Genomic DNA, 14,907 nt, shown 5'->3' with positions numbered 1-14,907 from the left:
CGAGCAAGCTCGCGCCTACATTCAGGTGCGATATTCCGCGTTGATTTTCACGTATTCGTGGGACAGGTCAGTGGTCCAGATGGTTTCGCTGCACTCGCCGCGACCCAACTCGATACGGATGGTGATTTCTTCCTGCTGCATCACCGCCGAGCCCTGGGCTTCGGTGTAGGTTTCAGCGCGAGCGCCACGGCTGGCAATACACACGTCGCCGAGGAAGACGTCGATCTTGCTCACATCCAGCTCAGGCACGCCGGCACGGCCAACGGCTGCGAGGATACGGCCCCAGTTCGGGTCGGAAGCAAATAATGCGGTCTTGATCAGCGGCGAATGCGCCACGGTGTAACCCACATCCAGGCATTCCTGGTGGTTGCCGCCGCCGTTGACTTCAACGGTGACGAACTTGGTCGCGCCCTCGCCGTCGCGCACGATGGCCTGGGCCACGTCCATGCACACGTCGAATACCGCCTGCTTCAATGCTGCAAACAGAGGGCCTTCAGTAGACGTGATTTCCGGCAGGTTGGCCTGGCCGGTGGCGATCAGCATGCAGCAGTCGTTGGTGGAGGTGTCACCGTCGATGGTGATGCGGTTGAACGACTTGTTGGCGCCGTCCAGCATCAGGCGCTGCAATACGTCACGGGAGACTTTGGCATCGGTGGCGATGTAGCCGAGCATGGTGGCCATGTTCGGGCGGATCATGCCCGCGCCCTTGCTGATACCGGTGACGGTGACGGTCACGCCGTCGTGCACGAACTGACGGCTCGCACCTTTGGGCAAGGTGTCGGTGGTCATGATACCGGTGGCCGCCGCCGCCCAGTTATCCACAGACAGGTCATCCAGCGCAGCTTGCAAAGCGCCTTCGATTTTCTCCACCGGCAGCGGCTCACCGATCACGCCAGTGGAATATGGCAGCACTTGGCTGGCGTCTACGCCGGTCAACTGCGCCAGCTTGGCGCACGTGCGCTCGGCAGCGACAAGCCCAGGCTCGCCGGTACCGGCGTTGGCATTGCCGGTGTTGGTCAGCAGGTAACGAATCGACCCGGCCACACGCTGCTTGGCCAGGATCACCGGCGCAGCGCAAAAAGCGTTGAGGGTGAACACACCGGCGACAGTCGAGCCCTCGGCACAGCGCATCACCACCACATCCTTGCGCCCCGGACGCTTGATGCCGGCCGAAGCGATACCGAGTTCAAAACCGGCGACCGGGTGCAATGTGGGCAAAGGACCAAGACCAACAGCCATGTATGCGCTCCTTGAAAATAGAGGATGTGTGTGCCGTCGCTATCGACGGGGGAGTTAATGGCAAAACGCCGCGACGGCTGATGCCGGTCGCGGCGCGGGGTGTTGCAGCGTCAGGCGAAAATCTTATTCGATCTGGCCGTGGCAGTGTTTGAATTTCTTACCCGAACCGCACCAGCACAGCTCGTTGCGGCCCAGCTTCTGGTCGTTGCGCACCGGGGTTTGAGCCAGGGCCACATCGACCTCTTCGCCCAACACCTCAGGCGCGTCCAGGCCCGGCGCTTCGTCGTGCTGGAACTGCATGCGCGCAGCCAGCGCTTCGGCTTCCTGGCGCAGGCGTGCTTCTTCCTCGATCGGGTCTTCGCGACGCACCTGAACGTGGGACAGCACGCGGATCGAATCGCGCTTGATCGAATCCAGCAGCTCGGAGAACAACGTGAACGACTCGCGCTTGTACTCCTGCTTCGGGTTCTTCTGGGCGTAACCACGCAAGTGGATACCGTGGCGCAGGTGGTCCATGGTCGACAGGTGGTCTTTCCACAGGTCGTCCAACACGCGCAGAACGATTTGCTTCTCGAAAGTGCGCAGTGCTTCGGCACTCGCTTGCTCTTCTTTCTCGTTGTACGCGGCCAGCAATTCGGCCATCAGTTTTTCGCGTAGGGTTTCTTCGTACAGGTGATCGTCTTCGTCGAGCCACTGCTGAACCGGCAGGTCGACCCCGAAGTCGCTCTTCAACGCGGCTTCCAGACCGGCAACATCCCACTGCTCAGGCAGCGACTGTGGCGGGATATGCGCGCTGACGGTGGCGTTGAGCACGTCCTGACGGAAGTCAGCGATGGTCTCGCCAATGTTGTCGGCGGCCAGCAACGTATTACGCATGTGATAGATCACTTTACGTTGTTCGTTGTTGACGTCATCGAACTCGAGCAGCTGTTTACGGATGTCGAAGTTGCGGCCTTCTACCTTGCGCTGGGCCTTCTCGATAGCGTTCGTCACCATGCGGTGCTCGATCGCTTCCCCGGACTGCATGCCCAGGGCCTTCATGAAGTTCTTCACCCGATCCGAGGCGAAGATACGCATCAGGCTGTCTTCCAGGGACAGGTAGAAACGGCTGGAACCGGCATCGCCCTGGCGACCGGCGCGGCCACGCAACTGGTTGTCGATACGGCGCGATTCGTGACGCTCGGACGCGATCACCTGCAAACCACCGGATTCCAGCACGGCCTGGTGGCGTTTCTGCCAGTCAGCCTTGATCTGGGCGATTTGCTCAGGGGTCGGGTTGTCGAGCGAGGCCACTTCCACTTCCCAGTTACCGCCCAACAGGATGTCGGTACCACGACCGGCCATGTTGGTGGCAATGGTCAGCGCGCCGGGGCGACCGGCCTGGGCGATGATTTCGGCTTCTTTTTCGTGGAACTTGGCGTTGAGAACCTTGTGCTCGATGCCTTCCTTGTTGAGCAGGTTGGACACATGCTCGGACGTCTCGATGGTCGCGGTACCCACCAGGATCGGACGGCCCTTGGTCATGCCGTCCTTGATGTCGTTGATGATCGCCGCGTACTTTTCTTCGGCGGTCAGGAACACCAGGTCGTTGTAGTCTTTACGCGCCAGTGGCTTGTTCGGCGGGATGACGACCACCGACAGACCATAGATCTGATGGAATTCGAACGCTTCGGTGTCGGCCGTACCGGTCATGCCGGACAGTTTGTTGTAAAGACGGAAGTAGTTCTGGAACGTGGTGGACGCCAACGTCTGGCTTTCGGCCTGGATGTTGAGCATTTCCTTGGCTTCGATGGCCTGGTGCAGGCCTTCGGACAAGCGACGACCGGGCATGGTGCGGCCGGTGTGTTCGTCGACCAGTACCACCTGACCTTCCTGGACGATGTATTCGACGTTGCGATGGAACAGCTTGTGGGCACGCAGGCCGGCATAGACGTGGGTCAGCAGGCCCAGGTTATGCGCCGAGTACAGGCTTTCGCCCTCGGCCAGCTCTCCGATCTGGGTCAGCATCTCTTCGACGAACTGGTGACCCGCTTCGTTGAGTTCGACCTGACGGGTCTTCTCGTCGATGGTGAAGTGACCTTCTTTGGTCACCACGCCTTCGACTTCCTCGATGTGCTGCTCCAGGCGCGGGATCAACTTGTTGATCTCGGTGTACAGGCGCGAGCTGTCCTCGGCCTGGCCGGAGATGATCAGCGGGGTACGGGCTTCGTCGATGAGGATGGAGTCGACTTCGTCGATCACGGCAAAGTTGAGTTCACGCTGGAATTTTTCTTCCATGCTGAACGCCATGTTGTCGCGCAGGTAGTCAAAACCGAATTCGTTGTTGGTGCCGTAGGTGATGTCGGCGGCGTAGGCGGCACGCTTCTCTTCCGGCGGCTGGAACGGCGTAACCACGCCGACGGTCAGGCCGAGGAATTCATACAGCGGGCGCATCCAGTTGGCGTCCCGGCGAGCCAGGTAGTCGTTCACCGTCACAACGTGCACGCCCTTGCCGGACAGTGCGTTGAGGTAAACGCCCAGGGTTGCCACCAGGGTCTTGCCTTCACCGGTACGCATTTCGGCAATCATGCCTTCATGCAAGGTCATGCCGCCGATCAACTGGACGTCGAAGTGGCGCATGCCCATGACGCGCTTACCGGCTTCACGGGCGACCGCAAAGGCTTCGGGGAGCAGCTTGTCGAGGGTTTCACCTTTGGCTATGCGGGCCTTGAACTCTTCGGTCTTGGCGCGCAATTGCTCATCGGACAGGGCAACCATCTGCTCTTCGAAGGCATTGACCAACTGCACCGTCTTGAGCATGCGTTTGACTTCGCGCTCATTCTTGCTTCCAAAAAGTTTCTTTAACAAAGGCGCAAACATATCGGCAGGTTCTTCCACACATAGGGATGGAGGGCGCACCGTGAGTGGCCCGAGCAGCCCTCACGGCCGCATGCGAACGCGCATTCTACCCGGAATCGTGGGTGAGGAAAGTGGCGTTGTTCCCGGATGCGGGCACGGCGCTGTGAGAGGGCTTGTTTAAAATAAGGGCTTTTGCTGGAACTTCAACCCATCGAGCGCAGAAGTTACTTATTGATTTCATGGGAAAAGCACTGCCGATGACGGCTTCGGGGCCCACGGACGCTTTCTGTTAAGATGCTCGCTCTGTTACTTAAGGTGTCTAAACATGGCATTTCGCCCTCTTCCAGCCCGCGCTCCCGGCGTGTTGCTCCGCGAAGCCAAGCCGCTGAAAGCCATCTTTGGCCATGCGCAGCGCCTGGGGCATTTGCAACGCCTGCTTGAAAGCCAGCTGCAACCGGCCGCGCGCGAACACTGTCATGTGGCGTCCTGGCGTGAAGGCAACCTGCTACTCATTGTCACGGACGGGCATTGGGCGACGCGTTTGCGTTACCAGCAAAAACGCTTGCAGCGCCAACTGATCGTGTTTGATGAGTTTGCCGGCTTGACCCGCATCCAGTTCAAGGTGCAGCCGGCCACCGTGCTGCGAAGCACGGCGGGACATACGATGGACCTGTCGGCAAATGCCGCCGAAACCCTCCAGGCAACGGCCGAAGGGATCAACGATCCGGGTTTGCGCGCGGCACTGGAGCGGCTGGCCGCCCATGCCAAGCCCAAACCTTGAGCCTACTTGCGCTTGCTGCCGCCCAGCAACGAGCCCAACAAGCCACGCACCAACTGCCGGCCCATCTGATTGGCGGCCTGCTGCATGGCTGATTTCAGCGCCTTGCCTGCCGTGGTTCCCAGGAACGCACCGGCCTTGTCGGTGAAGCTGGATTCTTCGGCCGCAGGCTTGTCCTCCTCGGTCGGCCCCAACGCCTTACGCGCCATCAGTACTTCGTAGGCTGATTCGCGATCAATCGGTTTGTCATAACGGCCCTGCAGCGGCGAACTGGCGACCAGCGCCGCACGTTCGGCCTCGGTGAGCGGCCCGATCCGCGACTGCGGTGGTGCGACCAACACGCGCTGGACGATCTCCGGCGTGCCCTTTTCCTGCAAGGTGCCCACCAGCGCCTCACCAGTGCCCAACTCGGTCAGCACCGCCAAGGCATCGAAGGCCGGGTTGGGCCGGAAACCGTCCGCCACCGCCCGCAGGGATTTCTGCTCTTTGGTGGTGAATGCCCGCAAGCCATGCTGAATACGCAGGCCCAGCTGTGCCAGTACTGTGTCAGGCAAGTCGCCCGGAGATTGGGTGACGAAGTACACGCCCACCCCTTTGGAGCGGATCAACCGCACCACCTGTTCCAAACGGTCCTGTAAAGCCTTGGGTGTATCGGCGAATAGCAAATGCGCCTCATCGAAAAACAGCGCCAACAGCGGTTTTTCGGCATCACCGCGCTCCGGCAACTGTTCGAACAGTTCCGCCAGCAACCACAACAGGAACGTCGCGTACACCTTCGGCGCGTCATGCACCAGGCGGCTGGCGTCCAGCAAATGGATACGGCCGCGCCCGTCGCTGGCGGGCTGCAAAATATCCTCGAGTTGCAGGGCCGGCTCGCCAAACAGGGCTTCGGCACCCTGCTGTTCGAGCACCGCGAGGCGGCGCAACAAGGCCTGACTGGAGCCGGTGGTCATCAACGCCGCATCGTCGCCCAACAGTTCGGGGTGATAACGCAGGTGGTTGAGCAACGCCTTGAGGTCTTTAAGGTCCAGCAGCAACAGGCCTTCTCGGTCGGCTACCTTGAATGTCGCGTACAGCGCCGACTGCTGGCTGTCGGTGAGTTCCAGCAGGCTGCCGAGCAGCAACGGCCCCATTTCGCTGATGGTGGTGCGCAACGGGTGACCGGACTGCCCGTGGATATCCCACAGCGTGACCGGATAAGCCTTTGGCGCGTAATTAAGGAAAGGCATCCCGGCGATGCGTTCGGCGACTTTGCCCTGGGGGTTGGCCGCGGCGCCCAGGCCGCAAAGGTCACCCTTGATGTCGGCGGCGAATACCGCCACGCCCGCATCACTGAAGGCTTCGGCCAGGCGCTGCAAGGTGACGGTCTTGCCGGTGCCCGTGGCGCCGGCAATCAACCCATGACGGTTGGCCAGACGCATGGGCTGGGCAATGGGCTGGCCGCCTGGGCCGGCACCGATAAGCAGTTGTGTGGAGTCAGGCATTTCGTCACCTATGGTTAATCTTTAGTGCAGCCGGGTCGATAAAGACAGTGTGAAACCCAAAAAGTCTAAAAACGGGGGGGAGATATTTCCTACAACTGCCTCTGAAGCTTGCAAGAAGTACCACACCTTTTTTGACGCTGCCATTTTTGCGCATCCCATAAAGACGCGCCTCGGATACCAAGACCTTAGCGGACCCTACAAGCCATGAATAAAAACCTGCGCTTCAGCCACAAAATTTTGCTTGCAGCCTCCCTTATCGTCATCGCCGCCTTTGCGTTGTTTACCCTCTATAACGACTACCTTCAGCGCAATGCGATTCGTGACGACCTTAATAGCTACCTGCATGAAATGGGCGACGTCACCGCCGGCAGCATTCAAACCTGGCTCACCGGGCGCATCGCCCTGGTAGAAAACGCTGCGCAGAATATCGCCCTCAACCCCGATCCGCCGGTCGTGGCCAGCCTGCTGGAACAGAAAGCGCTGACATCCTCGTTCATGGCCACCTACGTCGGCGACAGCCAGGGTACCTTCACCATCCGCCCCGAGACCAAGATGCCCGACGGTTTCGACCCACGTGTCCGCCCTTGGTACAAGGGCGCCCAGAACACCAACGGCTCGACCTTGACTGAGCCCTATATCGACGCGGCAACGGGGCAACTGATTATCTCCATCGCCACACCGAGCGCCAAGGCCGGCCAGAGCATCGGTGTGGTGGGCGGTGACCTGAGCCTGCAAACCCTGGTGGACAACATTGGCGCACTGGACTTGGGCGGCATGGGTTACGCATTTCTGGTCAGCGCCGACGGCAAAGTGCTGGTGCACCCGGACAAGGCCCTGGTGATGAAGACCCTGGCGGACGTGTACCCCAAAGACACGCCGAAGATCAGCGCTGATTTCAGCGAAGTGCAGGCCAACGGCAAGACCAATATCGTAACGTTCACCCCGATCAAGGGCCTGCCTTCGGTGAACTGGTACCTGGGTATCTCGGTGGATAAAGCCAAGTCGTTCGCCATGCTCAGTGAATTCCGTACATCAGCGGTCATCGCCACGATCATCGCGGTGGTGATCATCATCGCGTTGCTGGGCATGTTGATCCGCGTGTTGCTGCAACCGTTGCACCTGATGACCCGTGCCATGCAGGACATTGCCGATGGCGAAGGCGACCTGACTCGCCGCCTGACCATCCACAACAATGACGAGTTCGGCACCCTGGGCAATGCGTTCAACCGTTTCGTCGAGCGCATTCACACCTCGATCCGCGAAGTATCGTCGGCCACCGAGCAGGTCAACGAAGTGGCATTGCGGGTCGTCAGCGCCTCCAATTCGTCGATGGTCAATTCAGACGAACAGGCCAACCGCACCAACAGCGTCGCCGCTGCGATCAACCAACTGGGCGCTGCCGCTCAGGAAATCGCCCGTAATGCGGCGCAAGCCTCCAGTCAGGCCAGTGATGCACGGCATTTGGCGGAGGAAGGCCAGCAGGTGGTAGAACGCAATATCAAGGCGATGACCCAGCTGTCGACCATGATCAGCGCCTCCAGCAGCAATATCGAGGCCCTGAACAGCAAGACGGTGAACATCGGCCAGATCCTTGAAGTGATCACCAGTATTTCCCAGCAAACCAACTTGCTGGCGCTCAACGCCGCCATCGAAGCTGCGCGTGCCGGTGAAGCCGGGCGCGGGTTTGCGGTGGTGGCCGATGAAGTGCGCAACCTGGCGCATCGCACCCAGGAATCGGCGCAACAGGTGCAGAAGATGATCGAGGAACTGCAAGTCGGCGCCCGTGACTCGGTGAGCACCATGAGTGAAAGCCAGCGCCACAGCCAGGACAGCGTGGAGATCGCCAACCTGGCCGGCGAGCGTTTGAACAGCGTGACTCAGCGCATTGGCGAGATCGACGGCATGAACCAGTCCGTCGCCACCGCCACCGAGGAGCAGACCTCGGTGGTGGAGTCGATCAATATGGACATCACTGAAATCAACACCCTCAACCAGGAAGGCGTGGAAAACCTGCAATCGACCCTGCGCGCCTGCACGGACCTTGAGCGGCAGGCCGCCCGACTCAAGCAAATGGTGGGCAGCTTCAGGATCTGATAGTGCTTTACCGTGGCGAGGGAGCTTGCTCCCGTTGCACGCGTAGCGGTCCCATCTTCAGGGGCGCTTCGCGCCCAGCGCGAGCAAGCTCCCTCGCCACAGGTTTATCCATTGCCTGCACACTGACGGCCCTGGGCTTCCCGCTTCCACACCTCCTCCCGTTCTCAGTTTGAACATGCGGCGCGACACCAATCTCAATCGAACATCTATCCTTAGCTCAGGTCCACGTTAAGGAGAGCAATGGATTGGAGGGATGTTCATCGTGCATATCGCTGACATAACCATGTTCTACGCCCCGGCCAGCGGTGGCGTACGCACATATCTGGACGCCAAGCACCGGCGCCTGGCGGTTAAGCCCGGCATTCGCCACAGCCTGTTGGTGCCCGGCGCCCATTTGAGCGAGCGGGATGGTATTTTCGAGGTGCCGGCGCCGCCGCTGCCCTTCGGCAAAGGCTATCGCTTTCCCCTGCGCCTGGCGCCCTGGCGAAATGTCCTGCACGATTTACAGCCTGATCTGATCGAAGTCGGCGATCCGTACCTGACCGCCTGGGCCGCTCTGGACGCCCGGCGCCAGTTGGATGTGCCCGTCATCGGTTTTTATCACTCCGATTTACCGCTGCTGGTGCGTAACCGCATGGGCGCCTGGTTTACCCCCAACGTCGAAGCGTACGTCAGCAAACTCTATGGGAATTTTGACCGGGTGCTGGCTCCCAGCCAGGTAATGGCCGACAAACTCACTGGGCTTGGGGTGAAAAACGTCTTCGTACAACCCCTGGGCGTCGACCTGCAAACCTTCACCCCCGCCGTGCGCGACCCCGGCCTGCGCGCCGAACTGGGCATTGATGAAGACACCCGGCTGCTGATTTTTGCCGGGCGTGGCTCCAAGGAAAAAAACCTGCCGGTGCTGCTCAATTGCATGAAGCGCCTGGGTGAGGGCTATCACTTGTTGCTGGTGGGCTCCGGCATGCCGGCCAGCGTGCCGGAGAATGTCACCGTGGTCGATGGCTTCCGCCCGGCCCATCACGTGGCCCGCTTGATGGCCAGCGCCGATGCGCTGCTGCATGGCGGCGACCAGGAAACCTTCGGGCTGGTCATTCTGGAAGCCATGGCCTGTGGCATCCCGGTGGTCGCGGTTGCTGCGGGCGCCTTCACTGAAATTGTCGACGAGCGCTGCGGCCTGCTCTGCCCGCCCAACGATCCCAAGGCGATGGCCGATGCGGTACGCGAACTGTTCGGCGCCGACAGTCGCCGCCTCGGTGAACAGGCCCGGTGCCATGTCGAACAGCATTACGCGTGGGATGCGGTGGTGGACAGCCTGCTGGGGCATTACCACGCCGTGCTGGGCACACATAAACCGATGCTCGCCCATGGCTGAACGTTCCGTGATGCTGGTGCTGCACGACGTGGCGCCGAACACCTGGGCCGATTACCGGCCGTTCGTCGAGGCCGTCGATGCCATCGGCAATGTCCCCATCACTTGGCTGGTGGTACCGGATTTTCATCACCATAACGCCCTGGAGGCCCACGGTGACTTCCGGCGCCTGCTCGATGACCGCGTAGCCAAAGGCGATGAACTCACCTTGCACGGTTACTACCACTGCGACGAACAACCCCGGCCGCGCACGCCCAAAGAGTGGTTCATGCGGCGCATCTACACCCATGAGGGCGAGTTCTACCAGTTGTCCGAGGCCCAGGCGTTGCAGCGCCTGACTGACGGCATTGAGGTATTCCAGCGCAATGACTGGCCGCTGCAGGGGTTTGTCGCCCCCGCCTGGTTGATGAGCCAGGGCACCCGGTTGGCGCTGCGCCAGTTACCGCTGAGCTATACCAGCGACCCGCAGCATCTGTACCGCCTGCCTGACTTTACGCGCATTCATGCCCCTGGCCTGGTGTGGAGCGCCCGCAGTGCCTGGCGCCGAGGCTTGTCCAAAGCCCTCAGCGATCGACGCGAACAGCGCTGGCAGGCCGCCCCGGTGATTCGACTAGGCTTGCACCCCGTGGATATGCGCCACGCGTTTTCGCGGGATTACTGGCTGCAGATCCTGCTGCGCCTGCTCGATGACGGACGCACGCCACAGACCAAGGCCGCGTGGCTGTCGACGCTGCCATGCGCCGGCTGATCTGGCTGTCTCTGGCGCTGATGGTCGCGCTGGTGATCCCAGTGTGGCTGGGCGGTGGCGAAACCATTGCGCGCCTGCGCCAATTCCCCCTGCCCCAGTTAATGGGGATGTTTGCCATGATTATCGGCTGCTGGTTGATCAACAGCCTGCGCATCCGCTTGTTGCTTGGCGAACAGCGCCACCGGTTGAGATGGCGCAAAAGCCTGGGAGTGGTGATATCGACTGAGTTCGCCATGTGCGCTACGCCTGGCGGCAGCGGCGGGCCGCTGACGCTGATGGGCCTGCTGGCACGCAATGGCATACGGCCCGCCCACGGCAGCGCGGTATTCGCCATGGACCAGTTGAGCGACATGCTGTTTTTTCTCTGCGCATTGGTGGGCATCGTGCTGTATGCGCTGTTCCATAGCCTCAGCCCCCGCCTGGAATGGCTGCTGGGGCTCAGTGCCGCGTCGATGGTCGGCGGGATCGTCGGTTGCCTGGTGGTGGTGCGCTTTCATCGCAGGTTGATTCGCCTGGCCGGGCGGGCGCTCAAGGCCATGAATGTACGCGTCGGCACCCGTCGACGCTGGGCTCGCCGGTTGCTGCGCTTTCTTGCGGCATTCACCCAAACGCTGAAATTGCCCCGGCACACGCTGCTCGGCGTGTTTGCGCTGACCAGCCTGCATTGGTTATTGCGCTATAGCGTGTTGTACCTGGCACTGCGCGGCCTGGGTGGCGACGTGCAATGGGCGTGGAGTTTCCTGATCCAGATGGTGGCATTGACCGCAGGCCAATTCAGCCTGCTGCCAGGCGGTGCCGGGGCGGCGGAGTTGACGTCGGCGGCATTGCTGGCGCCCATGGTGGGCAACTCCACGGCGGCGGCGGCGATCCTGATCTGGCGGGCGGTAACCTACTACTTCTATCTGCTGGCCGGTGCGCCAGTGTTTCTGTTGATGGTGGGCAAACCGTTGCTCAAGCGTCTTTTCCAGGGGCAGCGGGCGGCTTCTCGTGTTCCTGCAACTGCTCCCACAGCTGGGCAGCGCCAGGAAAGTCAGTACCATCATCGGCACCCAGCGCGTCCGGGTCGTAGCGACTCAGACACCCCTCGCCCACTGTAGCCGGTGGTTTGGAGGTCGCCTTATCGAGTGGGTCGGTCATTTGCGCGTCCTGAAAATAAAAAGGGCCCGGAGAGTTTTACTCCCGGGCCCCTGCTTGTTCAATCACAACGCGTTGATCAGAACACCACGGTCTTGTTGCCGTGCACCAATACGCGATCTTCCAGGTGATAACGCAAGCCACGGGCCAGCACCATCTTCTCGACGTCACGGCCGAAACGCACCATGTCTTCGATGCTGTCGCTGTGGCTGACGCGAACCACGTCCTGCTCGATGATCGGACCGGCGTCCAACTCTTCGGTGACGTAGTGGCAAGTCGCGCCGATCAACTTCACGCCGCGCAGCGACGCCTGGTGATAAGGCTTGGCCCCCACGAACGAAGGCAGGAAACTGTGGTGAATGTTGATCACCTTGCCGGCATATTCGCGGCACAGCTCCGGCGGCAGGATCTGCATGTAGCGCGCCAGCACCACCACGTCGGCATCGTGCTGCTTGACCAGACGCGACACCTCGGCGAACGCGGGCTCCTTGTCCTGCGGGTTGACCGGCACGTGGTAATACGGGATGCCATGCCATTCGACCATGCTGCGCAGGTCGTCATGGTTGGAGATCACACAGGCAATCTCGCAATCGAGCTCATCGCTGTGCCAGCGGTGCAGAAGGTCCGCCAGGCAGTGGGATTCACGGCTGGCCATCAGTACGACGCGTTTTTTCTGCTCGGTGTCGGTGATGTGCCAGGTCATCGAAAACTCTTCGGCGATCGGCGTAAACGCCTCACGAAAAGCTTCCAGGCCAAAAGGCAATGTGTCGGCACGAATTTCGTGACGCATGAAAAACCAACCGCTGAGATCATCCGAGTGATGGCTCGCCTCGGTGATCCAACCGTTATGAGAAGCCAGAAAGTTACTGACCTTGGCAACGATGCCAACCCGGTCCGGGCAAGCAATCACCAGCCGAAAAGTGCGCATTAGGGGGAAACTCCAGAACTTCGCAAAGGCCGCCATTCTAGCGATTGCGCAGAAAAACTGCAGTACTCCTTGCGGCTTATTCCGATCCCGGGCGCTGGCAACACCCCTTAATAGCGTAAGGTTTTACCTACGGCATATGAGCATACAAGGGTAAGCCCGGCACTTTGCAAAATTAACGTGATTGTTTTCAGCGGTACGCCTAATAATTAATACAAGTGCCTGGCGCTACCACAATCATTCAATGTAATTCACCTGAATAGCTGCTTAAATGTTTACTTGCTGAAGTTGCCTGACTATTATTGGGCCACTCACCCTGCCATTCAGCGTTCTACATAAGGTAGTCCACATGTCTCTGATCAACGAATACCGCGCCACCGAAGAAGCTATCAAAGAGCTGCAAGCCCGTTTGAAGAACCTGTCGCAAGACGACAAGCTGAAAACCGAGCTGGAATTCGAAGGCAAACTGCGCACCCTGATGGGCGAATACTCCAAATCCCTGCGTGACATCATCGCGCTGCTGGATCCGGAATCGAAAGTTAAAGCACCCCGCGGCGCTGTGAAAACTACCGGCACCAAACGTGCTCGCAAGGTCAAGCAATACAAAAACCCGCACAACGGCGAAGTGATTGAAACCAAAGGCGGCAACCACAAGACGCTGAAAGAGTGGAAAGCCAAGTGGGGCGGTGACGTAGTAGAAGGTTGGGCTACCCTGCTGGGCTAAGCCTGATCGGGTTCACACCCGGTACGCAACACATTAAAAACGCCAGCTTGCTGGCGTTTTTTATTGCCTGACTGTTTTGCAGTTGCTCGGCTATAGATTCAGGCGAGCCGCTAAAGAGTCGACATAGTCTTGCCATTCACCCAGTACCTGGCACTGAAACGACGTCGCATTGTTTTCCAACTCCTTGCGCGCCAGCTTAAATGCCACCACGGTATTGGGCGCCCCCCACATCGGGTCTGACAAACGTTGCTGACAGAAAAGTCTCCAGCGCTCTTGCTCCTCATTGTTCAAGGTCTCAGGAAAGTTACGCGCACGGTAGCGAAATAATAATTCCGGCAACCGATGATCATCGAAAGGCCATTGCTGGCGCCCCAATTGTACCGGCTCTGCCGTGCGGACTTGTTCACATAAGCGCCGGTCACGGTCGCCGATAAAACCCTCATACAGCTGCTGCTCCGGATCCGCAGTCCCGGCAAACTCTTCCTCGGCGTAAACACTCGCCAACTTGTCACGCCAAACTTCCTGTGCGTCAGTTAGCCGCAGCGCCCGCGCCTGATAAACCTCCATCTGCAATTGCAGACGCTCGCAATCTTGCGCGCGCAGCACCTTCAAGGGCGCGACGACCGGGCAGCGGTTGATGTGCAGCAACTTGAGGGGAACCGGCAGCTCACCCTGCGCCAGTTCATCACGCCGCGTATAGAGGCGTGCGCGCAACGTCTCGGCATCAAGGTCTAGCAGGCCCTGCGGATCGAGCGCCAAGTCACAGACAATCAATGCATTGCGATTGCGCGGATGCCAAGCCAAAGGCAATACGACACCCAGATAATGACGCTCGGCGCTGAAGCGTCCGGAAATGTGCACCATTGGCTGCAACAATCGCACCTGGTCCATCACCCGTTGCTTGCTGCGCAGCTGAAACAGCCACTCATACAGCTTGGGTTGTTTCTCGCGCACCAATCGCGCCAGGGCGATGGTCGCGCGCACATCAGACAACGCATCGTGGGCCTGGCCGTGGTCGATGCCGTTGGCCTCGGTCAGGCGCTCAAGCTTGAGCGTCACGCGCCCGTCCTGCTCGGGCCACACGATGCCCTCGGGTCGCAGGGCATACGCGGTACGCATCACATCGATCAAGTCCCAGCGGCTGTTACCGCCCTGCCACTCGCGCGCATAAGGGTCGAAAAAGTTGCGATACAGGCTGTAGCGCGTCATTTCATCATCAAACCGCAGGGTGTTATAACCCGCACCGCACGTACCGGGAGCCGAAAGCTCGGCATGCACCCGCGTCATGAAGTCTGCTTCGGCAAGGCCTTTCTGCGCCAGGACCCGGGGCGTAATACCGGTGATTGCACACGCCGCCGGGTGGGGCAGGATATCGTCGCTGGGCTGACAATACAGATTGATCGGCGGGCCGACCTCATTGAGCTCGAGGTCGGTACGAATGCCGGCTACCTGCAGCGGGCGATCGCTGCGCGGGTTGATCCCGGTGGTTTCATAGTCGTACCAGAAAATGGAGGTCACGGGCTGTTCCTGTGCTGAATACCGGCAAAGTCTAGGCGCTGCGAGGTGTCAGG

11 protein-coding genes are annotated in these 14,907 nt (G+C 60.2%); 6 read left to right on the top strand and 5 right to left on the bottom strand.

All coding sequences use genetic code 11. The annotated features are described in order from the left end of the window. Positions 1-21 precede the first annotated feature (21 nt). A complete protein-coding gene (argJ, locus tag Q1V60_RS18355) occupies positions 22-1,239 on the bottom strand; it encodes a bifunctional glutamate N-acetyltransferase/amino-acid acetyltransferase ArgJ (protein WP_300633186.1) in 1,218 nt (405 codons plus the stop codon). A gap of 123 nt (positions 1,240-1,362) precedes the next feature. Then, positions 1,363-4,098, bottom strand: a complete 2,736-nt coding sequence (secA, locus tag Q1V60_RS18350) for a preprotein translocase subunit SecA (protein ID WP_300633184.1) — start codon at positions 4,096-4,098, stop codon at positions 1,363-1,365. A gap of 304 nt (positions 4,099-4,402) precedes the next feature. On the opposite strand from secA, the gene Q1V60_RS18345 reads away from it, so the two are divergent. Beyond that, positions 4,403-4,858 (top strand): DciA family protein, encoded by a 456-nt coding sequence (locus Q1V60_RS18345; protein WP_300633182.1) that lies wholly within the window; start codon positions 4,403-4,405, stop codon positions 4,856-4,858. Between the two features lie 2 nt (positions 4,859-4,860). On the opposite strand, the gene Q1V60_RS18340 is transcribed toward Q1V60_RS18345, so the two are convergent. Beyond that, positions 4,861-6,339 (bottom strand): helicase HerA-like domain-containing protein, encoded by a 1,479-nt coding sequence (locus tag Q1V60_RS18340; protein WP_300633180.1) that lies wholly within the window; start codon positions 6,337-6,339, stop codon positions 4,861-4,863. Positions 6,340-6,543: 204 nt separating this feature from the next. On the opposite strand from Q1V60_RS18340, the gene Q1V60_RS18335 reads away from it, so the two are divergent. From Q1V60_RS18335 to Q1V60_RS18320, 4 genes are all read left to right on the top strand, one after another. After that, a complete protein-coding gene (locus Q1V60_RS18335; RefSeq protein WP_300633178.1) occupies positions 6,544-8,433 on the top strand; it encodes a methyl-accepting chemotaxis protein in 1,890 nt (629 codons plus the stop codon). Positions 8,434-8,686: 253 nt separating this feature from the next. Then, positions 8,687-9,808 (top strand): glycosyltransferase family 1 protein, encoded by a 1,122-nt coding sequence (locus tag Q1V60_RS18330; RefSeq protein ID WP_300633176.1) that lies wholly within the window; start codon positions 8,687-8,689, stop codon positions 9,806-9,808. After that, positions 9,801-10,553, top strand: coding sequence for a polysaccharide deacetylase family protein (locus tag Q1V60_RS18325; protein WP_300633174.1), 753 nt, complete (start codon positions 9,801-9,803; stop codon positions 10,551-10,553). The genes Q1V60_RS18330 and Q1V60_RS18325 overlap by 8 nt, the downstream gene beginning before the upstream one ends. Continuing rightward, positions 10,541-11,650, top strand: coding sequence for a lysylphosphatidylglycerol synthase transmembrane domain-containing protein (locus Q1V60_RS18320; RefSeq protein WP_300633256.1), 1,110 nt, complete (start codon positions 10,541-10,543; stop codon positions 11,648-11,650). The genes Q1V60_RS18325 and Q1V60_RS18320 overlap by 13 nt, the downstream gene beginning before the upstream one ends. 116 nt (positions 11,651-11,766) lie before the next feature. Here the strand turns inward: Q1V60_RS18320 and purU are convergent, their stop codons facing one another. Then, on the bottom strand, positions 11,767-12,615 hold the full coding sequence (gene purU, locus Q1V60_RS18315; RefSeq protein WP_058412500.1) for a formyltetrahydrofolate deformylase: 849 nt from the start codon (positions 12,613-12,615) through the stop codon (positions 11,767-11,769). Between the two features lie 346 nt (positions 12,616-12,961). On the opposite strand from purU, the gene mvaT reads away from it, so the two are divergent. Beyond that, on the top strand, positions 12,962-13,336 hold the full coding sequence (gene mvaT / locus Q1V60_RS18310) for a histone-like nucleoid-structuring protein MvaT (RefSeq protein ID WP_003175830.1): 375 nt from the start codon (positions 12,962-12,964) through the stop codon (positions 13,334-13,336). A 90-nt stretch (positions 13,337-13,426) separates the two neighbouring features. Here mvaT and sbcB read toward each other — a convergent pair whose 3' ends face one another. Beyond that, on the bottom strand, positions 13,427-14,854 hold the full coding sequence (gene sbcB, locus Q1V60_RS18305) for an exodeoxyribonuclease I (RefSeq protein WP_300633170.1): 1,428 nt from the start codon (positions 14,852-14,854) through the stop codon (positions 13,427-13,429). Between the last annotated feature and the right edge of the window lie 53 nt (positions 14,855-14,907).

Origin of the sequence: Pseudomonas sp. (assembly GCF_030147005.1) — a bacterium.
GTDB lineage: Bacteria > Pseudomonadota > Gammaproteobacteria > Pseudomonadales > Pseudomonadaceae > Aquipseudomonas.
This window is presented reverse-complemented; position numbering and strand designations above follow the sequence as displayed.

Excerpts from the sequence above, each read along its gene's own strand:
- Q1V60_RS18345 (WP_300633182.1), top strand. The coding sequence starts at position 4,403 with ATGGCATTTCGCCCTCTTCCAGCCCGCGCTCCCGGCGTGTTGCTCCGC.
- secA (WP_300633184.1), bottom strand. The coding sequence starts at position 4,098 with ATGTTTGCGCCTTTGTTAAAGAAACTTTTTGGAAGCAAGAATGAGCGC.
- Q1V60_RS18335 (WP_300633178.1), top strand. The coding sequence starts at position 6,544 with ATGAATAAAAACCTGCGCTTCAGCCACAAAATTTTGCTTGCAGCCTCC.
- mvaT (WP_003175830.1), top strand. The coding sequence starts at position 12,962 with ATGTCTCTGATCAACGAATACCGCGCCACCGAAGAAGCTATCAAAGAG.
- purU (WP_058412500.1), bottom strand. The coding sequence starts at position 12,615 with ATGCGCACTTTTCGGCTGGTGATTGCTTGCCCGGACCGGGTTGGCATC.
- Q1V60_RS18325 (WP_300633174.1), top strand. The coding sequence starts at position 9,801 with ATGGCTGAACGTTCCGTGATGCTGGTGCTGCACGACGTGGCGCCGAAC.
- argJ (WP_300633186.1), bottom strand. The coding sequence starts at position 1,239 with ATGGCTGTTGGTCTTGGTCCTTTGCCCACATTGCACCCGGTCGCCGGT.
- Q1V60_RS18320 (WP_300633256.1), top strand. The coding sequence starts at position 10,541 with ATGCGCCGGCTGATCTGGCTGTCTCTGGCGCTGATGGTCGCGCTGGTG.
- Q1V60_RS18330 (WP_300633176.1), top strand. The coding sequence starts at position 8,687 with ATGTTCATCGTGCATATCGCTGACATAACCATGTTCTACGCCCCGGCC.
- Q1V60_RS18340 (WP_300633180.1), bottom strand. The coding sequence starts at position 6,339 with ATGCCTGACTCCACACAACTGCTTATCGGTGCCGGCCCAGGCGGCCAG.